Genomic DNA, 22634 nt, shown 5'->3' on the forward strand with positions numbered 1-22634 from the left:
CGAGCATGATTTGCTCAGAAGTCCCTGTAAGGTTGGTTTATAAATACTTTATGCAGCGTTATTGATTTTAAAAAGGGAATAACCATGTTCTTCAATCAATGCCTTGCCTAAAGCATTTCTAATTCCAACTGAATCCTGCATCTTGAAGTGGTTTGAGTATATCATAAATGACTAAATCACCTATTTGAGTTTTATTTTAATGCTTTAGCGCCATTTCACGCTATCCTGTTGAGTGGTTTTTTACCTGTAAATCTAGGGTAATATTATTCTTAACCTCATAGATTTGAGAAAGGCGAACGGCAGGCATAGCAGCATGTGAACACGCTTTACCAAAATGCTCAAATAGTTCATCAGAGATAAGTAATTGTGTGACTGAGTCATCAACGGCTAGTAGTCGATGGTCTTGCCATTTATCAATAGTTGCCGCTTCATAGAGCTCTTGCACTAAATCATCATTTAACTCAATAAATATCTAATGAGATAGTTTCACTCTGGCTTTACAAAAAGCAGCGGTACTAACCGACTTTGTTGATAAGTAGCTATCATCAATAATATTGAAAAACCGAACGAGTTCAGCCTGAATTGAACCATTGAGAGCATTCAACATAAAACTAATTAAACTAATTAAACTAGGAAAAGTAAGCGTGCGATTTCGAGTGAAATCAGTAGATTTTTTACGATGATTTTCTAAAAATTCAGTTGAATGAATTTTAGTGGTTAAATTTCGTAGCACCTGAGTTAAATACTGAACAGCACATTGGTTATTTCTCTGTATTTTTAATTCACAGCTAGGTTGCAAACTATGTAAGTGGTTGTAAATTAATTTTATATTAATTATTCTATAGAGTCTAAAGCGCCGTTAGCAAAATAATTTCCGATTATCTAAATGCTCGCTTTCATCTTGCACAGTTATATTGTCTCTAAAATATTTAAGTGGTAAACTTTAAAATTATTAAGAATTACTTGGAATTTTGATTTTAACTTTTGAAGTTAACAAATTACATACCCAGAATTAATGATATCAATCTGTTAGTTTGAAATAAAGCTATGCCACACTAGGAAAGTATGAGTAATACAAAAGTAGTTGCTGTAAGTGGAGTATCTGGTGCAGGTAAAACAACCATAGTTAAACAATTAGCCACTAAATTTGATTGTCCATTTTTACTATTTGACGAACACACAGATAAAAATACTTACCCTAAAAATATGAAGCTATGGCTAAAAAATGGGGCAAATGTTTCTCTAATTAAAACTCCAGAGTTTGTCTGTTCTTTGGAGGATCTAATTTCAAAAAGTAGCAGTCGTTTTATTTTTATTGAAGAACCATTTGGTAGAGAACGTGATTCTATCTCGTTATTAATCGATTACGTTGTTTTATTAGACCAACCTATGGAGTTATGCCTAGCGCGTATTATCAAAAGATATACTGCACATCCTCATTCAATAGGCTCCATTTCTAATTACCTAAATAAATACGAAGATCACTTTAGAGAAATTTATATATCAGCAGCAAACCAAGTTAGAGATGACTCTGATTTAATTTTTAAGGAAGTAGTCTCAATTAAAGACACAACCAATTACATTACTAACTGGTTGAAAAGAAATATAAACTAAATCTGGATACTGGAAGTTTCTTACAACACTCATCATGTGGAGCTGCAGTGTGATAAATATACCCGTGCTACTTCGAAATGCAGGTTTCAGAGATTGGGTAGGATATAAGTACAAGGCATGATTTTAATTCATGGCTATTCCCTGATGATCAATCATAACGCCGTAATGGTTTCCTTCCTAAACTCCGCTAGGACAAGACGATAAGCGGCCAACTGCTTTGTTATAAGATCTTTTTTGATAATCACTTAACGACACATCTTATGCCTAGAGCACCGAACAGTTTAAAATATGAACACCAGAATGGTCCAAAAATCACATAGGCAAGGCGTATTAGTGAATGGAATAGTGAGCTATTTCGAGCTGATACAACGTAGCATGTGTGATTTTTGGCCATTCCCTGCGGGCGAGGCTAAATTTCCGTATACTGCGTTAAATTTTCTTGATGGAGAATAAAACCTACAAAAATTTTCCTAGTCTACGAAAATTTTGGCTCTCGCTGGTGACTATATTTTAAACTGTTCGGTGCTCTAGTATTTGGCATGCTTCTTGATTTTCTGAAATCACGCATTTCCATGTAGCATGGTATATATATTCACTAAAGTATATACATGAATCTACAAAATGCGCTTCTGAGTCAAGAGTTGTATTAGTTTGCTAATCGCCTTTGTTAAATGAAAGCGATAAGGCATGTAGGCGAAGTATTAGTGCTCTCCTAGTACTTCAAATTCATCGTAGATGAGGAAAGCTGTGCCATCGGGCTGAACTTGCCAATGCTCTTTGTGAACGACACCAAACGCTTTATTCATTTGCCAGTTGGAAGTGAGCAAATAGCCATCCTCCCCTTCGGGTTGCCAGATAACATCATTGTACTCAACTTGCTTGAACCCTTGATCAATGATGTTTTGCCATAAAGCTTGGATTTGCTCAGTGCCTGTAAAAGTACCAAATGGTTTTGCTACCATAGTACATTCTGGATGATACAATGCAGCACACCCCGCGGCATCTTGCTTATTAAACGCGGTTTGCCATTTTAAAATTCCCGCTTTACATGCTTCAAATACAGATTGTTGAGCCATATTTTATTATCTCCGTTGTTTATTTGCAGGCAAGTATAGTGCTGTGATTTAATAAGAAAAACAAAGTTAATAAAAAACACTGTTAAATTTAATTAAACAATATCATTGGAAAATAATGAATAAGTTACGTCACATGAACCTGTTTATGCACATTGTTGAGGCGGGTTCAATTACAAAAGCTGCTGATAAGTTAGATTTGTCAAAGTCGGTGTTAAGCCAGCACTTAAAGCAATTGGAAAGCGAATTGGCCACCACACTGTTAAAACGTACGACACGTAGGCAGTCATTAACACCTGCAGGCGAGCGATTTTTTATTCATTGTTTGAAGATGAATCAATTGGCTGAATTAGCATGGGATGAAATAATGGCTCAGCAGGTTGAGCCTAGTGGAACACTGACGATTACCGCACCACATGCACTTATGGACTCGTTAGTAGTACCTGCATTGGCAAAAACGTTTTTGGCATACCCAAAGGTACATTTGTCACTCATATGCCAAGATGAACAGCTAGATTTAATGCAACATAATATAGATTTGGCTGTTAGAGTAGGACAGAGTCAAGATAGCCGCTATAAACAGCGCTCAATTGGAAGCTTAACAGACGTATTATGTCAATCACGAAATCAAGAAATTGATATCAAGCATACAGCGTACATTGCTAATCATTGGCAAACCAACCAGATAACTCATACTTTATATGATGAACATTCGCAACAATATACACTGAACTTTACCCCAACTCATGTTAGTGACACGATAGCTCAAACAGTCTCGTTAATTACTGCTGGATTTGGCATTGGCATTGTCCCAAACATTTTATTATCACAATACCCAGATTTAATTCCAGTTTTTGAGGACAAGCACTTACCCTCGACCAAGGTTTTCACCGTACATCCTTACTCAGGTGCTGTGCCTATTGCAATTAAGCTTGCACAGCAAGCCATTCAATCAGAGTTTGAAACGCTAATTTGTCGTATTTGAGAGCGGTTATGCATTGTGATCGGCTTTAATTAAACAGGGCAATTTAATAATGAAATATAATCCAATTGTTGAGGTGTTAAATTACAAAAAGAACAAAGCGTATCTCAAACCAGTAAGCGATCGGAGTCACACGGTTCAGTGGTATCAGGCTTTAACAGTGGACTGCTGCTCGTTTTAAGGTTTTAAGGTTTTAAGGTTTTAAGGTTTTAAGGTTTTAAGGTTTTAAAGTTTTAAAGTTTTAAAGTTTTAAAGTTTTAAAGTTTTAAAGTTTTAAAGTTTTAAAGTTTTAAAGTTTTAAAGTTTTAAAGTTTTAAAGTTTTAAAGTTTTAAAGTTTTAAAGTTTTAAAGTTTTAAAGTTTTAAAGTTTTAAAGTTTTAAAGTTTTAAAGTTTTAAAGTTTTAAAGTTTTAAAGTTTTAAAGTTTTAAAGTTTTAAAGTTTTAAAGTTTTAAAGTTTTAAAGTTTTAAAGTTTTAAAGTTTTAAAGTTTTAAAGTTTTAAAGTTTTAAAGTTTTAAAGTTTTAAAGTTTTAAAGTTTTAAAGTTTTAAAGTTTTAAAGTTTTAAAGTTTTAAAGTTTTAAAGTTTTAAAGTTTTAAAGTTTTAAAGTTTTAAAGTTTTAAAGTTTTAAAGTTTTAAAGTTTTAAAGTTTTAAAGTTTTAAAGTTTTAAAGTTTTAAAGTTTTAAAGTTTTAAAGTTTTAAAGTTTTAAAGTTTTAAAGTTTTAAAGTTTTAAAGTTTTAAAGTTTTAAAGTTTTAAAGTTTTAAAGTTTTAAAGTTTTAAAGTTTTAAAGTTTTAAAGTTTTAAAGTTTTAAAGTTTTAAAGTTTTAAAGTTTTAAAGTTTTAAAGTTTTAAAGTTTTAAAGTTTTAAAATAATAAAAAACTAACCCCCTACCTGTCGAGCATAACGACTTGGCGTGACACCATTTGCTTTTTTAAAGTGACGATGAAAATGACTTTGATCGTAAAAGCCCACATCAGCTGCAACGTTAACAACCTTTTCGCCTTGCTTTAATAGTAATTTGCTTTTGCGCAGCCTTTGTTGAATTTGATAAGCATGGGGAGGTAAACCATACATTTTTTGAAACTGCCTTACTAAATAAAAAGGCGTGAAGTCACTCACTTTAGCTAACGTTTCTAAAGTAATATTTTGCTCTAAATGATCGTTAATATATTGCTTTACCCATTCTAGTTTATGATTAGCCGTATACTTTTGTTTTATCTCAGTTTTGCTTTTACCATGTTTTAGCATTAAGCGGGTCAGCACACCATAAAGCATGGTTTCACGTAAAAGCCTATTATCAGAATTGGCAAGGGTATTAAACAGCTGGCGCAATTCATTAGCCATTTGTGCATCCTGCACGACAGCATTGGGAAAATAAGGTGCAAAATCCTCAGCAAAACCAATATCAGCTGCCAATTTAGTAAAATGAGATTCAAAAGGCGCAATACCACGATACGACCAACCATTATCTGTACCTGATTGACCTGTATGCACTTCATCTGCATTGACGAAAATAATACTATGTTCGGGCGCAACAAAGTGATTGCCCGAACTTAAAAAGCGCTGTGCGCCCTTTTCTATTACATTAATGGTATAAGTTTCATGACTATGCTTAGAGAAATTATGAAGATAGAAATCAGCTTCCACCATTTCAAGCCCACCTAATTCCTGGTGGAGTTGAAATTTAGCCTGCTCTTTTAGTTTCATCATTTTATTAGTCAAAGCATCAAAGGATTAATACTCTACTATATTACTGTTTAATAAATTTGTACAAAATTGCACTTTTATATTTTTATTATCTATTAAACTTTTTAAGTGCTGCGGTTAATTTATTCCAATCAAACTCTTGCTCTATGTTATCAGCTAAGTGATTAATACTATGCTCGCGTAAAGCCTGATAATCAACATGTTTAAATCCAGAGCCTATAACTGAATCTGTTGCCCAATTTAAAATAGCCGTCAATGCTTCAGGGGTATCCATTAAACCATGCCAATAACTGGCGAATATTTGGTTATCTTCAGATATAACACCTGAGCCGAAACAAGCGTTTAATTCATCATTATCAAACACCACTTGTTGAATATCAGCTAAGTTATTTAATGGTTCATCTACAATAAAAGTATTACCAGTATGAATTTCATAACCTTGAATAGCAACTTTATTCTGGCCTGGCAATTGTAACATTCCTTTTTTTAAACTCAGTGCTTTATTTGCTTGTAAAGTTGTTATTAAAGGTAATAAACCTAGCCCTTGAGTCGTTTTACATTGTGGGCTTTCGATGCCATTTGGGTCTTTGATTTCTATGCCTAACATTTGTAATCCGCCACAAATTGCCAATACTTTTCCGTCATATCTTAAATGACGTTTTATGTACTCTTCCCAGCCTTGCTCTTTAAACCAAGTTAAATCTGCTTGAGTATTTTTAGAACCAGGTAAAATGAGTAAATCGGCTTTAGGTTTATTAGATTGTAATTCACTGTTTGTTGCTTGTGCTCTCATTAATTGGGGGCCAACTAATTGCACATTAACATCAGGATGTGCTCGTAAAGAATCAAAGTCATTATGATTACTGGTTCTTGGATAAACAGGAATAACAACATTAAGTTTAGGTTTATCTATGACTTGTTCAAGCGCAACGGAGTCTTCACTATCTAAATGTAAACCTTGCAAATAAGGTAAAACGCCAAGTACGGGTTTGCCTGTTTGTTCTTCAAGCCAATCTAAGCCTGATGTTAATAAAGCAGCATCGCCTCTAAAGCGATTAATCACAAAGCCGATTACACGATTCTGTTCAGATTCACTTAAACAGGCTAAAGTCCCAGTTAAATGTGCAAATACTCCGCCTTTGTCTATATCAGCAATTAAAATGACAGGGCAATCAACTTCTTCAGCAAAGCCCATATTAGCAATATCACGATCGCGAAGGTTTATTTCAGCAGGGCTACCTGCTCCTTCTACTAATATACTTTCAAATTTTTCAGCTAAGCGTTTATGCGCTTTAAGTACCGCTTTCATCGCTGTCGGTTTGTAATCATGGTAGTTTTGTGCATCAAGTTGCGCTGCGATTTGACCATTTATAATGACTTGGCAACCAATATCAGAACTCGGTTTTAACAATACCGGATTAAAATCACACACAGGCTCTAAATTACATGCTTGTGCTTGCAATGCTTGTGCGCGACCTATCTCACCACCATCAATTGTCACTGCGCTATTTAGTGCCATGTTCTGTGGTTTAAACGGCGCTACCTTAATGCCTTTTCGCTTAAATACTCTTCCTAAACCACATACTAAAGTCGTTTTTCCGGCATCAGAAGTTGTACCCTGAACCATCAGTGTTTTTGTTTATATGAGTGCTTTGATATTCATATTTAACGCTTACACTTAGGTCTAGGGTTAAACTCACTCACCCTAACTGGTAATTTAATTACTGTGCCACATCCAGGCGGAGCTTGTTTACCTGTTTCTTCATTTACAAATGCCCATTTTATTGAGTTAGGACGTGTTTCTGCGATTGATTCAGGGTTAAGCTGTTTTAAATAACGAATATAAAGCTCTAATGCGCCACTACTACCCGTTAAATAAGTCGATTTATTATCATCACGGCCTACCCAAATTACTGTTGCTGTATTTTGATCAAACCCTGCAAACCAACTATCTCTTAAATTGTTAGTGGTACCCGTTTTACCAGCCAGCTGTATTGTAGGGAAGTGTGACTTCAGACGTTTTGCAGTGCCTTCTCGGGTGACTTTTTTCATGGCATAACGGGTTAAATAACTCGATTCTTGATCAAATACTTTTTTAGGTTTAGCTTTATGTTGATGCAATATATTGCCTACCGAATCAGTTATTGCAGCAATTGAGGTTAGCTTTTGGTAATAACCCGACAAACCTAAAGTTGTGTACATTTGCGCCACTTCAAAGCTCGACATTTCAACTGCACCCAATAATAAGGATGGATATGTTTGAATATCTTGTTTTGCACCTAATTTATTTAAAGTATGGGCAACATTTTCAACACCGACCTCTAAACCTAAGTGCACAGCCGGTAGATTTATACTATTACTAAATGCCTTATAAAGTGGCATAGGGCCGCGAAATTTTCTGTCGTAATTAACAGGTTGCCAATTGCGCCCTGTTTCATCATTGAGTGTAATTGCTTCGTCTTGTAATAAAGTACCTAAGCTATAGTCAGGCTCTTCTAACGCAGTTAAATAAACCGCAGGTTTCACTAGAGATCCAATATTACGTTTTGCATCTAATACGCGATTAAATCCTGAATACCCCGTTTTACGCCCTGCAACTAAAGCAGATACACCAGCATGTTGCAAATTCACAGAGATCATAGCTGCTTGTAGTTTGTCTGTTTTTTTACGTTTTTCTAAATAAAACAAACTATTTACTACAGCATGTTCCATTGCTGTTTGTTTTTGCAAATCAAAGTAAGTAAATACGCGCACACCTGCATCTATGGTATCTACATCTGGTAATAAAGTTTTTAAATGACGACTCACTAAATCTAAATAACCCGGATGCGCCACTTTAGCGCTGCGTTTTAAAGATTGAATATTGAGCGGACGGTTTAAAGCTTGTTTATATTCTCTAGGGCTAATAAGCTGATTTTCAGCCATTAGGCGTAGCACTAAGTCACGACGTTTCATGGCACGTTCTGGATAACGTCTTGGATTATAAAAAGAAGGTCCTTTAACCATGCCGATTAATAAAGCCACTTGGTCAAACTCTAGTTCATCGATTGGTTTAGCAAAGTAAAAATCACTGGCTAACCCCATGCCATGTACGCCTTGATTATAGGCTTGCCCTAAATACACCTCATTTAAATAAGCTTCTAAGATCTGATCTTTACTGTAACGATAATCTAAAATAAGTGCGATAAAAGCTTCATTTACTTTTCGTATTAAAGTGCGCTCTCGCGTTAAATAAAAGTTTTTAGCTAACTGCTGCGTTAAGGTACTGCCACCTTGAACTGTTCGCCCCGCTTTAATATTGCTATATAAAGCACGTAAAATTGAAAAAGGCGATACACCATGATGAGTATAAAAATCTTTATCTTCCACTACCTGTAAAGTGTCTTTTAACATTTCAGGCATGCGCTCAAGTGGTACAAATTCACGATCTTGTCCGGTTGCATTACTCAATCTTGCAATTTGTACAGGTTCAAGTTTTGCACTACCAAGTTGTCTTCCCCTGCTATCTTTAATAGCCACTAATCGTTTTGAACCAAATACCAGTTCAATAACCATATCTGATTCAGGCCCTGTATGAAATTCAAAAGCACGACGGTAAATACGAATTCTATGTCCGTTTTTATTTTTATTAATAACATATTGGCCAGTATTTGTTATCTGGTTTACTTCGGAATAATTAAGCCGGTTCAACTCCCATAAAACTTCATCACTCGATAAATATTGCCCTGGATAAAATGTCATTGCTCTAGCATATATTTGCGCGGGTAACTGCCACTTATTACCTTCAAACTGGCGGGTTATCTTTGAATCTAAATATATGAAATATAAAATAGCACACAAAGAAATAGCCAAAGCAGACTTCCAAGTAACAGAAAAAAACCAACTTAAGATACGAGACTTTAACGGAGCTTTATTATTCTTTTTGTTATTTGTTTTTTTTGCAGGCTTTTTTTTAGCTGTTTTATTTGCAACAGACTTTTTGGCAGACGTTTTTTTTACAGCTGTTTTTTTTATTGTTTTTTCTTTTGTAGGTGCTTTTTTATCTGATTTTTTTTTAGTTGCCATCTATTTAAAATTTCGTTTTATATTTGCGAGATAAAATAATTTAAAACAAAAAATTGTATCTATTTGCATTATTATTTTAATTTAGCGCCTAGGATACAGATGTTTTTGCAGATAGAATAGATTTGCTTTGCTGCTCAAGAAAATAATTAAGGAATATGCATGAAATACGTACGTTTAGGTAGTAGCCCACTAGAGGTTTCCCGCATTTGTTTAGGCAGTATGACTTGGGGATTACAAAATAATCAACAAGATGCCAATACTCAATTAGATTATGCCCAAGAGCAAGGTATTAATTTTATTGATACTGCGGAAATGTATGCAGTCCCGCCATCTGAAGATACTTATGGTAAAACAGAGGCGATTATCGGTAACTGGCTTAAGGCTAATCCATCGCGCCGCAAAAAAATTGTATTAGCATCTAAAATTGCAGGCCCTGGTTTTTCATATATTCGTGAAGGTAGTCAAATTAGTGGTAAAACCGTTGTGCAAGCGGTAGAAGACTCTTTAAAACGATTACAAACTGACTATATCGATTTGTATCAGCTACATTGGCCCAACCGTACATCACCACATTTTGGTAATCAATGGCCTAATAATATCACTTACACTGATGTTAATGCCACTGAGCAAACTGAGCAAATGTTAGATATTTTACAAGGGTTAGATAAATGTGTGAAAGCCGGAAAAATAGGTTATTGTGGTTTATCTGACGATACACCTTGGGGTATAAACCAATACTTACGCTTAAGCGAGCAACATAATTTACCTCGTATGGTGTCAATTCAAAATGAATTTAGCTTATTACATGCTAAAGACTGGCCTTATTTAATTGAGAATTGTGTTAACGAAGATATCGCTTATTTACCTTGGTCACCCCTTGCCACAGGTTTATTAACGGGTAAATATCAAAATGGTGCACGACCTCAAGGCAGCCGTTGGACCTTTATGCAGCGCAATGGCTTATTTAGAGATACCGAACATTCAAGTAAAGCGGTAGATGCATATTTAGATATTGCAAAACAACATAATATTTCTCCTGCGAAGCTTGCATTAGGTTGGTGTGATCAAGTAAATGGTGTGACATCTACCATTATTGGCGCAACAAATCTAATTCAACTTGAAGAAAATATAGCTGCATTTGAAGAACCACTTACCGACGCACTACTTTCAGATATCAAACAAGTATTAAAACAATATCCCATGCCTTTCTAATTTACTAAAACTTGTTAAAACCCTAGTATTTATAGGGTTTTAACATTCTGTTACTTCATACTAAAATTAATGCATATTTTTATATTTAACACTGTAAAAATACCTCTCGGAGACGTAAAATGCGCAGGTTTATTGATTACAGGTAACTAAAATTCGCTATGTCAAATATTAATTCGTTAAGTTCACAGCCTGAACCAATTCATATTGGCATTATTGGCGGCGGCATAGCAGGTTCAACCATCGCATTACATTTAGCTGAACTTAATATTAAAGTCACGCTTATTGAAAAAGGCCCATCATTAGTCAATGGCCCCCCAATTTGCCATTTACATGCTGGCGGTAACTTATACCGTGAAATATCAGAACAACAATGTATAACGCTTTTACGCCAATCAATTGACACCTTAAAACTTTATAAACATAGCGCAAATATTCGCCCTACTGTTGTGGCTATACCTAAGTCTGATAAAGGCAATCCTGATAATTTAATACCTCGATTGGAAAAACTAAAATCTGAGTATGCACAATTAATTACTCAAGATGCGTCAAATCAAGTTTTAGGCCCAGCAGAAGATTATTTTGCACTTTATACCAAAAGTAAATTAGCTAAACTTGCTAAAAAAGCCTTACCTAAGGAAGCAAAAACATTAGATGACTGGATGATACCCGTTGCTAAAAATCTCGATTTTGACGCAACCAAATTTCCTTTAGTATTAGTACAAGAATATGGTTTAAGTGCCTTCAGGCTCGCCGCTACGGCTATTTTAGCCACTGAAAAATTAAAAAATTGCCAAGTACTTACAAACACCAAGGTTACCAATATAAAGGCTATAGAAAATAGATGGTTATTAAAAACTGAAAATAATGAGTCTATTAATGTAGATTATTTAATTAATGCCTGTGGTTTTAAAACCGGTGAAATTGATGACATGCTAATTTTAAAACGTAAACGTATGGTGGAGTTTAAAGCTGCTTATATTACCCATTGGCAACAATGTGAAGGTCAATGGCCTGAAGTCATATTTTATGGTGAACGTGGCACGCCTCAAGGCATGGCGCAATTAACACCTTATGCTAATGGTTATTTTCAGCTGCACGGTATGACACAAGATATTACTTTATTTAAAAATGGCTTAGTTTCAACTACCAATAACAGTGCACAACCACAATTAGAGCAACGATTTATAAATAAAATTGACCACGCATGGCAAGCAGATAACGTTTATACCAGAACAAATAAGTCTATATCACATATGAGTCAGTTTTTACCGAGTTTTAGTTCAGCTAAAATGGGCGGCTCCCCTTTATTTGGCGCACAACAAATCCCAGGGGATGATGCTGATTTACGCGCTGCAGATGTCACTTTTAGTGGTAATAACTATGCAAGGGCTGAAATTGTAAAAGCCTCATCTGCGATAGATGGTGCTAACTTAATCGTAAATAAATTAGTTGAAGTCGGTTTGTTAAATTCAAGCATTTTACAACAAGCCCCACCATATGAAATTACAAGCTCATTAAATCAAAGTGAAGTTACAAGCCTTGCAATTAAATTAGCAAAACAGAGAAATTATCCCATTGATTTAGCTAAAGTGGTCGGTCAAAGTTAACTTAAATTTATAGTCTGTGATCATTCAGTAATCCAAAAAACTGGGAATATATCCATTAAACCCACTAGAAATTAAACCACTTTTAATAAATCAGAAAAATGAGTTAAAACGAGTTCAGGCTGATAAACATCTATCGCTTCACCATAGTTATAGCCATAAGTTAAGCCGACACTTTGCATATTTGCGGCTTTTGCAGCCAATATATCGTTCTTAGAATCACCTATCATAATACATTTATCAGCTGTTACAGCTAGTTGCTCACATGCATAATTCAGCTGTAAAGGGTCAGGTTTTCGCTTTGCTAATGTATCACCACCAATTATGAGTTCAAATAAACCATTTAAACCTAAACCAGATAAAATTGGCGCGATAAAACGCTCAGGCTTATTAGTAATAATCGCCAATCTAAAACCTTTGTCTTTTAATGCTGTTAACGTTTTACGTACATTAGGGTAAGTGACGGTTTCAATGCATACATTAGCCTCATAAGCTGCTAAAAAAATGGCTAACGCTTTTTGACTCAGTGCAGCATCAAGTGTTTTTGATATTTCAACTGAGCCAGATAACGCCCTTTGTATTAAAACTTGCGCGCCGTTGCCAACCCAACCATGAATAATATCTTGATCGAATGTCGCCAAACCAAGTTCAGTTAATGTTTGGTTTACAGCTAATGCTAAATCAGGTGCACTATCAACTAAAGTACCGTCTAAATCAAAAAGTAATACATTTTTATTTTCAAATTTCAATTTGGTTTCTCAAATAAAACAAGTGTACTTATATTAACATCAGATGGTTTAATTTATATGACATTGTTAATAGATAAGTACAATTTTAATTACTATTTCCAAATAATTATTTTTGACTTATAGATAATTAGCCCGTGTTTTAATAAAATAAATACTTTATTATTAAAGCTGATAATAAAAATAAAATCACATTTGGATAATTTAAAAAATGAGTCGTAAATCTATATACCTAAACCCTGAAATGATAGTTGCCATGTCAGCACTCTTTATCAGTATTATCACAGCCGGTGTTTCAATTTATTCTGCTTCAACAGATCGCCAATATGCTAAAGCCTCTTAAATATAAAGGTGAAAATGCAGCGCTTTTTCTTGAAGCTGATAAAAAGATGTCTATCGAATATGCTATTGCTCAATTTATGATGAATGCTGGGTAACAGATAGAAGTAACCAGCCCAAACCTGTAGAACAATATATTATTAATGAAAAATAAAAGTTTTTACAATAACTCTCATTAGAACATCAAAAATGAAAAAACGATTATCTATCTACAAAACCTTTACTGTCATTTTATTGCCTATTGCTGTTATTTATCAACTTTTATGGTCGCAGATTTTCACCCATATATTAACGGAACATTGGACCCTAGATAAACAAAACTTGTTAACGCAAATTAAGTTTGCTAGCGAGTTCATTATTTATAGCTTAATGCTGTTTGTTTTGATTAAGTTTACACATAAGCCAAATAAGTACATGGCTTATAGTATTTACAGTATTTTATTATTGGTTTTGTTTATTACAGGAAAAGCCTTAGCGATATCACTTCAATTGTTATAGAAATAAGGATATTAATCAAATGGATATTCAAATACGTCACAGTAATCAATCTGATTTTGTCGCAATTAAAAAAATATATGACCAAACAAGCTGTTTTTCAGGTACATTACAGTTACCTTATCGAAGCAAAGATTTACGGCAAATATGTAGATGTTTATTTCATGGCCAAAGTCACAACTTAATTATCAAGTAACTTAGGGGCTGTTGATGTTTCGAGATTACTTTTGCAGCAAATTGTCGGGTATTTATACAAGGCAGAGGCTTTGTCATGTGGTTGTTCCAAATAAAAAGGCGATAACGCAGTAAAAATGCCCAACAAACGCTGTCCGAAGGATTCGGCTAAAAGCATTTTATTCTTTGTTGAGTCGTATTTACTTAGAATGACTAGGCGACACACGACTCGCCGCGACTAAAATGCTTTTATCTCGAAAAAAATTTAACCCTGAAAGATCAACGGCCCCTAGAATGACATTAAATATTACGGAACAATAAAATGATAAAAACGATCAGCTTTATTATTACAACAGTGTTGATTTTAATAAGCAATACCTCTTTTGCAACACCTTTTAATTTAGGTGAACGCGTTGAAATTAATTCAAAATTATTAAATGAAGCGCGTGAGCTTCAAATATTATTACCTGAAAACTACCAAGCTAACCCAAATGCAACTTACCCAGTGATCTACCTATTAGATGGCGATTATAACTTTCATGCTGTTTCTGGCATGTTAGATTTAATGGCAAATAAAGCACAATTAATTCCTGATGTAATATTGGTAGGCATCGCAGATAAAGGCACTGATAAATATCGTCAATATATGACGCCTGAAGCATTAACATCTCCTTTAAAAGCGCAAGATAAGGGCAAAGCAAATGCGTTTTTATCTTTCATAAATAAAGAATTAAAGCCTTATATCAAGCAAAATTACCGTACCGCTGACAATAATATACTTGTGGGTCATTCCATAGCAGGGCTTTTTGTATTAAACGCACTTGTGGAGCAACCGGATTCATTTAATCATTACATTTCCAGTAGCCCTTCTCTTTGGTTAAATAATCAGGCCTTCGCCAAATCTGCAAATGAAAAAATAAGTAAAAATACACATAAGCCTGTTTCGTTATATTTATCTCTAGGTGATGAAACACGTATGAACCAATATGGTTTTATTAATATTTTAGATGAACTACAACCTACTAATATCAATTGGAAATTTACTCACTACCCAGACGAAAATCATAATTCTGTTGGTTTAATATCATTAAGAAACAGCTTAAAATCAATTTTTAAAGGCTGGTTTATCGCTGAAAAAACACTGAAAACAAAGCATGCTCCTAGCACTATCGTTTCACATTATAAAAAATTAGCTTCAGAGCTTAATATCAATCAAGCAATTCCAACACCGAGTATCAAATCCGCAATTCGTTATTTTTATATCAATAAAAAAGTAACTGAACTAGATGGATTTATGGAAAAAGCGATACAGGTACTACCAGCATCTGAGCGCGATTTTTTAATAATGCAAGCAAGCTATGTGAGTCATTTTATTTCACCAGAAGCAGCTTTAGTTTTATTAAAGTCAGCTGAAAATAAATTTGACACATCCGTTGAATACCTAAAAAATATCGCAACAACCTATGAGCAATTAAAAGAAACAAAATCAGCTACCGTTTATTTTGAAAAAGCACTTTCATTAGCCAAAGAACAAAACGCCAACCAATGGCAAATAAGCATTATAGAAGCTAAATTGTTTAAATTAAAAAGTTAAGGTTTATTTAAATCTACTTAGCTTATCAACTAGGTTAAACTCTATTGGTAAGCTATAATCCCGTCCTTTGAAAAATACCAAAGAGACGATAAATGTTTATCAATCCAAATTGGCGAATTTTAACCATAGGCGATGGCGATTTATCTTTTTCTGCATCCTTATTAAATCATCACACTCCTAAAAAATTAACAGCAACTGTACTAGATTCATTAGAGACATTAACAAAAAAATATGATAACAAGGCATATCAAATATTACGTCAACATCATTGTGAAGTACTCACTCTGTTTGATGTAACCAATAAAAAAACATGGTCAAATTTAAAACAAAACTCATATGATTTAGTGGTTTTTCAATTTCCTTTAATACCTGCATTTTCATCTCAAGACGACTTTCATCAACACTGTAGTCAAGCTAATATCTCTGTAAATACTTTAAATAGACATTTACTGCGTACTTTTTTAATTAACACTTTTAGTCATTTTTTAGATCCTAAGGGTGAAAACTTATGCTTTATTACCTCTAAGGATGTAAAGCCTTATAGAGATTGGGATATTGAAAATACGCTATTACTCGGTATTAAAAACGATAAAAATCTCATTTCCTATTTAGGGCAGATGAATTTTGATATTAATCACTTTCCTGGATATAAAATTCGTAATGTTGATAGGGATAAACATGTGAAAAATACTCAAGGTAATACCTATGTTTATAGTAATCAAACCCATGCTGAATTAAGCAAAAAACTCATGATACCTGATTATGCTAAAGCGAGTTTATCCGATACGTATTGCGCTTTTTGTCGCGTTGGCCCATTTTATTCTCATCAAGATAAACTTGAACATCAAAGCTCAAAACGTCATAAAAAAATGACTATTTTTCATAACCAATGGCTTAATTATTTAAATTTAAGTTAAAAATTTTTTTAACAAAAACACTTTTATCTAGAATAATCCTATAAATTAATCCTTAAAGCCTTTATATTCCCTTATATCACCTAATATTCATCTGTTTATTCCCAGATGAATACTTAAGAATGTCATTGTTTTTAAAAGATAAAGGAAATTACCCATGACATTAGGTCAACAAATAAAGCAACTGAGAACAAATAAAGAAATGAGCCAACCTGAGCTTGCTCAACTAATAGGTATAGAACAATCTTACTTATCTAAGCTTGAAAACGATAAAGCTTTTCCATCTGACGATATGTTTAATCAAATTTTAAATGCCTTTGAAATTGAATTTGAAACATTTATTAATCAATTTGAACCTGATTATATAAAGCACAATTTAAGCAAGCTCAGTGCGGTAAAAAGTAACCTAAAGCAATATCAAAGCCAATCAATGAAATATATGTTACGTTGGATTTGGTTTTCATCTTTATTAATTGTATTAGGTGCAACCGCTTTAATATCAGGCCAACAAGAATGGATATACAATCCAGAAACCACTCGAACATATAGCTATGAGTCTCTTGGGATTGTTAAAAATGATGAGCCGCTACGTATATTTACAGCACATAAAAAGCAAATGAGTGACGATATTCTAGCTCGATTAGACTTTGAAAAAATAGAGCAACAAGATTCAAGGGGTGAGTATTTTGTCAAAAATGTAGAAGGTGGTAAGCGATTTTACTATTTAAGTAAAAAGCAACATTTTAACAATCACAAAAGTATTAATAACTGGTTACGTATATTAGGCTTACTCGCTGTTTTAGCCGGTATTGTTGGACTCTCAATTGAGCATAAAGTCAGACAAGTAAAACTACAGTTTTCAAAATAAATTTAAACACTCATAAACATTTATTAATTCAAGTTATAGCTTCTTTGCAAAAAGAAGTTGTAGCTCACATACTGCAGGTCAAAATGAATACAATAATTAAAATTTTGCCAGTGCTAGCATGTTTACTTCTGTCTTTTTTAAACAATGCACTAGAGTTTAAAACCAAAAACTTTACTGTTATTTATGATACTAACGTGTCAATTAACATTATCGAAAAACTGGCAATAGAGATCGGCATAATATTAAAATAGTTCAATCTTATTTAAAACAATCAAAAGTGTATGAAGGTACACCTATTAAAGAACGTTTGCTTGTTTATATACCCAAACCACTTCAAGATGCAGGATTCAGTTGGAATTAGAAATGCTTTAGGCAAGGCATTGATTGAAGAACATGGTTATTCCCTTTTCAAAATCAATAACGCTGCATAAAGTATTTATAAACCAACCTTACAGGGACTTCTGAGCAAATCATGCTCGTTGTTGCCTGCATGGATGTAGGTACTAGAGCAATGCAGGAGCATATTGCCGGTCCATCTTTTTTTAAGGGAGTAACCATTAATGCAAAGATGCGCCTAGATCATGAATTGCTCAGCAGTCCTGAACCTCACATCTTGAAGTGGCTTGGGTATATATCAAAAACAAAAAAAATACCCTATCAAGATTGGAACACCATTCTTATGCCTGAAAATCGGGTTTTAAATGCTTTTGGTAAAAGGAAAAAACATGAAATAAAAGGACTTGCTATCATTCATGAGTTAACTCATGTTTATGCTGTTAGCGCCTTTCGTAAAAAGAAAATAAATGGTTATGAAAATCGTTTTTTGATGATGGATTAGGTAGGCAATTAGCTTATCTGCAAGAAGGCGCATTTACCCAGTTTTTAATTGAGAACTATGGCCTAGATAAATATTGCAGAATATATCGAGGCCAAACAATTAAATCTGTAACAGGTAAAAGCTTTATTACACTAGAGCAAGAATGGTCTGAAATGATTAATGTATTCAAACCATAACTGTGAATATGGAGTTATGCCTCATTAAAATTAGCAATAACTCCATTTTTACTACCTATTTTAAGCTAATAAATTTTAAATGTTTTTTCAATTGTAACTGTCTCAAAACGGAACTCACCACTTATTTTTGCAGTGATCAAAGCAGTATCAATTAATAAATTTGATACTTCACCTGTCTCTAAATTAATTCTGTCAGGTAGATTAGTAGACCATTCAATCTTGATATTTTCAATACCGGCCAAATCTAGGTTTTTTGGTAAATTAAGATCACCTGAACGATAAAAACTTGGCCCTGTTCTATTTGCCATCACAACACTATTGGTTAAGTAGCGTTGCGCTAATTTTAAGTGCGAGCCTATCGCACCAAGTAAAGTGGCATAATTAATTTGATTTGCAGATGTGAAAAAGGATGAATCATCAAAGCCGCTAGTATATACAACCTTATCAGATAAAATGCCAATTTGACCTATATTACTTGATATATCAGTTAACAATTTTTTAGATGTATATACATTGTTAGCCTTAGATAAAACACTAATATCGTTTATTCCGGCAACTGCAACTAAATTTGCATTAGCGTTAAGCGTTAAGTACTGTAATTCATGTTCCAGCGTTACCATTTGAGATAATGTAATATTATTAGAATTTAACGCCAAAAATAATACATCTTGTTTGCCACTTTCTATCGCAACAAGCTGGTTATCTGTCATAAAATGAACTTGATCAAGTTTTTTATTATTATGCATATAGCTCGCAATCAAACTCATTTTTTCTAAATCAATAACATTTAGTTTTCCGCTATTCATTTCTGTAAACGCAAGTAACTTGCCATCATTTGAAATCGCTATATGACTTACAGATTCAAAGTCTTTTAATCTATAGCCAACATCTATGCTTAAAGTTAATTTATCACCTGTAAAACGATAAATTTCTTGACCTAACTCTCCTTTTAAAACCACAGCAATGAACTCTGCATTATCTGTTGCTGCCATAGATACAAAAGCATTGTTATAGCAAGATGCTTCGCTTTTATTAATTGGTGGAATGATAACGGGTTCGTCTATATCTGGTGTTGTAGCAGAACTGAACGCATCTATTGCCATCAAAGTATTATTGGCAGGTTTAAGTTTTGATTGAGCTGATAGTGCTGTAGTCTTTTGTTCACCTTCTTTTGTAGTAATCGATGATAAAAAAATACCAAACTGACCATTTTCCTGACAAACCAGAGATTGCGAAGTAGATAGTTCAGTTGTTAACACATAAAAATTTTGTTCATTTATGTGTTGTTTAATACCTGCGATATCGATTGTTCTAGTTTGTTTTTCAAAATCCCAGTCATCATCATCATCATCATCATCATCATCATCATCATCATCATCATCATCATCATCATCATCATCATCATCATCATCATCAAGTATGCCCACAACTGATTTACTATAGCTAGCTAAAGGCTGTTCTGATGGCGTTGCTGGTTCAACAGATGTATAGGCACCGCTATTAGCATTTAAACTAATTAATTTATTATCCGTTGTAACAATAATCGCTCTACCTGTTACGGGATGAAGATCGAATTTACTGACACTTGTAGTGCCGTTTGTATCAAGAGGATAAAAATCACTGATCAACAAATGTTCGTTAATCAAATTATCCAAATGCGCTTGTGTCACTTCAACAGCAAAACTATTACTGTAAATCATCAAATCAACTGCAGCAGCAATATTTAGGTAAGGGTTGTCACTTTTAAGTTTATTTGCAAAAACAAGTGTTCTAATTATTTCATTCGCAACCTCTGGAGAACCATCACGAATATCAAGCATAGTAAAATCAAAGCCAAGCTTATCAGTTAAATAATGTTTAGCTTTATCGACACTCCCTTCAACTAAAGGGTTATATAATACTTCATTATTAATTAATGTTGTAAAAGGAGATATTAATTTACTGTTACCAACAGCTGTTAATATAAAATCGTCATATTTAGCAAGTATAGGATTATAATGTTTAATCAAAATTTCTGATTCTTGTATCGTTTGACTTATCTCGCCATCATCACAAAAACCATTCAGATTATTATCTACACAGTCTTTTTGATTAACATCATATTGTGCCTTTTCAAATTCAGGGATTTCGGCATCATTAGTTTTCTCGGAACACCCAGCTAACATCATAAAAAAAAATAATAATGCGATTTTAATTTGTAACCTATAGTACATTTTTCACTCTCATAAATAATTTGGAGTAATTATTCCATCTAGCCCCTTTAATAGCAACGATAATGATAATAATTCTTGATACATAAATAACTTTAATTTAGAATGCCGCGCACTTTAAGCTGGGAAAATAAAAATGAACGCACCAACATATCCAGGATTATTAATTACACCACTGTTACTTTGGTTAGTAGCTTGCGGTGGTTCAGATAATAAGCCAGATGAAACCATAGATAAAATATCACCCGATACTTCAACAAATACTGCTGTCAATGGCGTTGCTATTGATGGTTATTTAAGTTTGGCAAAAGCCTGTATTGATTTAAATCGGAATTACAGATGCGATGGTGCTTTAGAATATCAAACTATTACTGATGACGAAGGAAAATTTACGCTTTCTATTCCAAATAATAATATCAATGAAAGTCCTTTACTTATAACGACATCCGCAGGTATTACGATTGATAGTGATCGACCAAATCAAACTATTAATAAACCATTTTTTTTACTTGCACCTGTTAATTCAGCTAATAAAAATGAACAAATAGTCGTTTCTCCGTTTACAACATTAGTACATGCAAAACTACAAACTCAATCAAATGATTTAACACCAGATCAAGCTTTACTTTCAGCTGAGCAAGAAGTACTTAAACAATTAAAATTTACGACGAATGAACAACTATATAGCGACTTTATCAAAGCTGAAAATGAAAGTAATTTAACGCAACAGCAACAAAAAACGATTCAGCGTACAAAAATGCAAGCACAAGTTTTAACTGATGTTATGGCTAAAGGTCTTGAAGCATCATACAACAATGCCGCTAACGGAAAAGAAGCGTTAGTAGCAAAGCTATTTTTAGAAAAATTCGCAAAAAATTCACTTGAATTGGTTACACTTCATGTAGATAGTGCTATTGCTCAAGGCATCACAGAGGTGGCAACGATATCTGATCTTGTCATAGAAACTAACCCCGATTTAATATTAACAACTGTTGAAGTTGAACAAGGTTATATAGAACAAACACCTGCACCAACAAATGGCGTTGTTGATGATAACTTAAATATTTTTTCGTGGGCTGCCGTACCCGGATTTTATGATGCACAAGACTATGAATACAGCTTAAATTCAGGTCAGTCATGGCATGATGTAAATAATAACTTAAGTATTACTGTTGGCAATATAGATCTTGCGATAGACAGTTTACAAGTTAGGGTTAAACTAGGCAGTAATGATGAGCCGGGTGCTGTTTTAACTAATAGTACTGCTTTTTATAAACAACTTGCTGGTGCTAGTGCACCACTGTTAATTGCCGTTAATGACCAACATAAAATTGATAATGTGCAATGGCAATTTGTGACTGGTTTTGACGATATCACAGACTATGAAATGAGTTTAAACGCCGGTAATTCATGGCTTGATGCTACCTCTCCTGTGGTTGTGGGTAATATTGACCTTGCTGCAAACCAAATCCATATTCGTGTTAAAGCAGGTGCTCGTCAAGATGCCGGAGAGTCTTTAATTATTTCTCAAGCTTTTACTAAATACATTATTCCTGATGCAGCTGCTGCTCCTACGCATGTTGCCTCTAATGATATCAATAATACGTTTACTTTTGCGTTAGTTGATGGCTTTTCTTCTATTTCAAATTACGAATATCAAATAAACCAAGGCTCATGGACCACAACTAATGGCTTAACAATTCAACTAGAAGATAAAGCCTATGCTATTGGCAGTATTAAAGTCAGAGTAAAAGCTGATGCTGCCACATCGCGCCCAGCAGGCAATACTCTAACAAACCCTATTGCCTTTACCGCTAAACCAACAACACCAAGTGCACCTACCAACGGTGTCGTGGATGATAATTTAAATACCTTTAGCTGGTCACCGGTTCCTAATTTTACCGCTGCCAGTGATTATGAATATAGTTTAAATTCAGGCACTAATTGGCAAGATATCGTGAGCAGTTTAAAAGTGGACATTGGCAATGTAGACCTTGCAGTTAACGCACTACAGGTACGTG

The 22634-nt window shown here is 33.9% G+C and carries 19 protein-coding genes and 1 pseudogene; 11 read left to right on the forward strand and 9 right to left on the reverse strand.

The window, feature by feature from the left end:
- Nucleotides 1-220 precede the first annotated feature (220 nt).
- Together CJF42_RS28770 and CJF42_RS28775 are read right to left on the reverse strand one after the other, a co-directional pair.
- On the reverse strand, nucleotides 221-445 hold the full coding sequence (locus tag CJF42_RS28770) for a hypothetical protein (protein WP_252097680.1): 225 nt from the start codon (nucleotides 443-445) through the stop codon (nucleotides 221-223).
- A gap of 27 nt (nucleotides 446-472) precedes the next feature.
- Nucleotides 473-733, reverse strand: a complete 261-nt coding sequence (locus CJF42_RS28775; protein ID WP_252097681.1) for a hypothetical protein — start codon at nucleotides 731-733, stop codon at nucleotides 473-475.
- 332 nt (nucleotides 734-1065) lie between these two features.
- On the opposite strand from CJF42_RS28775, the gene CJF42_RS20395 reads away from it, so the two are divergent.
- The gene (locus CJF42_RS20395; RefSeq protein ID WP_095368437.1) at nucleotides 1066-1614 is read left to right on the forward strand and encodes a nucleoside/nucleotide kinase family protein; all 549 of its coding nucleotides are present in this window, start codon (nucleotides 1066-1068) and stop codon (nucleotides 1612-1614) included.
- Between the two features lie 701 nt (nucleotides 1615-2315).
- Here CJF42_RS20395 and CJF42_RS20400 read toward each other — a convergent pair.
- On the reverse strand, nucleotides 2316-2690 hold the full coding sequence (locus CJF42_RS20400) for a YybH family protein (protein ID WP_095368438.1): 375 nt from the start codon (nucleotides 2688-2690) through the stop codon (nucleotides 2316-2318).
- A 115-nt stretch (nucleotides 2691-2805) separates the two neighbouring features.
- Here CJF42_RS20400 and CJF42_RS20405 point away from each other — a divergent pair, with 115 nt between their 5' ends.
- The gene (locus CJF42_RS20405; protein ID WP_095368439.1) at nucleotides 2806-3672 is read left to right on the forward strand and encodes a LysR family transcriptional regulator; all 867 of its coding nucleotides are present in this window, start codon (nucleotides 2806-2808) and stop codon (nucleotides 3670-3672) included.
- Nucleotides 3673-4550: 878 nt separating this feature from the next.
- On the opposite strand, the gene CJF42_RS20410 is transcribed toward CJF42_RS20405, so the two are convergent.
- From CJF42_RS20410 to mrcB, 3 genes are all read right to left on the reverse strand, one after another.
- Nucleotides 4551-5381 (reverse strand): AraC family transcriptional regulator, encoded by an 831-nt coding sequence (locus tag CJF42_RS20410; protein ID WP_252097682.1) that lies wholly within the window; start codon nucleotides 5379-5381, stop codon nucleotides 4551-4553.
- An 85-nt stretch (nucleotides 5382-5466) separates the two neighbouring features.
- Nucleotides 5467-7005 carry a cobyric acid synthase gene (locus tag CJF42_RS20415; protein ID WP_095368440.1) on the reverse strand — a complete coding sequence of 513 codons (1539 nt, stop codon included), beginning with the start codon at nucleotides 7003-7005 and terminating at the stop codon, nucleotides 5467-5469.
- A gap of 38 nt (nucleotides 7006-7043) precedes the next feature.
- The gene (mrcB, locus tag CJF42_RS20420; protein ID WP_095368441.1) at nucleotides 7044-9443 is read right to left on the reverse strand and encodes a penicillin-binding protein 1B; all 2400 of its coding nucleotides are present in this window, start codon (nucleotides 9441-9443) and stop codon (nucleotides 7044-7046) included.
- A gap of 159 nt (nucleotides 9444-9602) precedes the next feature.
- On the opposite strand from mrcB, the gene CJF42_RS20425 reads away from it, so the two are divergent.
- Nucleotides 9603-10655: an aldo/keto reductase gene (locus CJF42_RS20425; protein WP_095368442.1), complete on the forward strand. Its 1053-nt coding sequence runs from the start codon at nucleotides 9603-9605 to the stop codon at nucleotides 10653-10655.
- 158 nt (nucleotides 10656-10813) lie between these two features.
- A complete protein-coding gene (locus CJF42_RS20430; RefSeq protein ID WP_095368443.1) occupies nucleotides 10814-12262 on the forward strand; it encodes an FAD-dependent oxidoreductase in 1449 nt (482 codons plus the stop codon).
- 71 nt (nucleotides 12263-12333) lie between these two features.
- On the opposite strand, the gene CJF42_RS20435 is transcribed toward CJF42_RS20430, so the two are convergent.
- Nucleotides 12334-13008, reverse strand: coding sequence for a phosphoglycolate phosphatase (locus CJF42_RS20435; RefSeq protein ID WP_095368444.1), 675 nt, complete (start codon nucleotides 13006-13008; stop codon nucleotides 12334-12336).
- A 208-nt stretch (nucleotides 13009-13216) separates the two neighbouring features.
- On the opposite strand from CJF42_RS20435, the gene CJF42_RS29135 reads away from it, so the two are divergent.
- The gene (locus tag CJF42_RS29135) at nucleotides 13217-13348 is read left to right on the forward strand and encodes a hypothetical protein (RefSeq protein ID WP_286203515.1); all 132 of its coding nucleotides are present in this window, start codon (nucleotides 13217-13219) and stop codon (nucleotides 13346-13348) included.
- A gap of 185 nt (nucleotides 13349-13533) precedes the next feature.
- Nucleotides 13534-13842 (forward strand): hypothetical protein, encoded by a 309-nt coding sequence (locus CJF42_RS20445; RefSeq protein ID WP_095368445.1) that lies wholly within the window; start codon nucleotides 13534-13536, stop codon nucleotides 13840-13842.
- A gap of 178 nt (nucleotides 13843-14020) precedes the next feature.
- Here CJF42_RS20445 and CJF42_RS28780 read toward each other — a convergent pair whose 3' ends face one another.
- On the reverse strand, nucleotides 14021-14239 hold the full coding sequence (locus CJF42_RS28780) for a hypothetical protein (protein WP_095368446.1): 219 nt from the start codon (nucleotides 14237-14239) through the stop codon (nucleotides 14021-14023).
- A gap of 96 nt (nucleotides 14240-14335) precedes the next feature.
- Here CJF42_RS28780 and CJF42_RS20455 point away from each other — a divergent pair, with 96 nt between their 5' ends.
- From CJF42_RS20455 to CJF42_RS20475, 4 genes are all read left to right on the forward strand, one after another.
- A complete protein-coding gene (locus tag CJF42_RS20455) occupies nucleotides 14336-15607 on the forward strand; it encodes an alpha/beta hydrolase (protein WP_095368447.1) in 1272 nt (423 codons plus the stop codon).
- A gap of 92 nt (nucleotides 15608-15699) precedes the next feature.
- On the forward strand, nucleotides 15700-16524 hold the full coding sequence (locus tag CJF42_RS20460; protein WP_095368448.1) for a class I SAM-dependent methyltransferase: 825 nt from the start codon (nucleotides 15700-15702) through the stop codon (nucleotides 16522-16524).
- A 154-nt stretch (nucleotides 16525-16678) separates the two neighbouring features.
- A complete protein-coding gene (locus tag CJF42_RS20465) occupies nucleotides 16679-17389 on the forward strand; it encodes a helix-turn-helix domain-containing protein (protein WP_095368449.1) in 711 nt (236 codons plus the stop codon).
- Between the two features lie 472 nt (nucleotides 17390-17861).
- Nucleotides 17862-18227, forward strand: coding sequence for a hypothetical protein (locus CJF42_RS20475; RefSeq protein ID WP_170940688.1), 366 nt, complete (start codon nucleotides 17862-17864; stop codon nucleotides 18225-18227).
- 241 nt (nucleotides 18228-18468) lie between these two features.
- On the opposite strand, the gene CJF42_RS20480 is transcribed toward CJF42_RS20475, so the two are convergent.
- The gene (locus tag CJF42_RS20480; protein ID WP_095368451.1) at nucleotides 18469-20616 is read right to left on the reverse strand and encodes a hypothetical protein; all 2148 of its coding nucleotides are present in this window, start codon (nucleotides 20614-20616) and stop codon (nucleotides 18469-18471) included.
- Between the two features lie 133 nt (nucleotides 20617-20749).
- Here CJF42_RS20480 and CJF42_RS20485 point away from each other — a divergent pair.
- Nucleotides 20750-22634: pseudogene (locus tag CJF42_RS20485) on the forward strand (hypothetical protein); the annotation flags it as partial.

Origin of the sequence: Pseudoalteromonas sp. NBT06-2 (assembly GCF_002276045.1) — a bacterium.
In the GTDB taxonomy this organism is placed as follows: Bacteria; Pseudomonadota; Gammaproteobacteria; order Enterobacterales; family Alteromonadaceae; genus Pseudoalteromonas.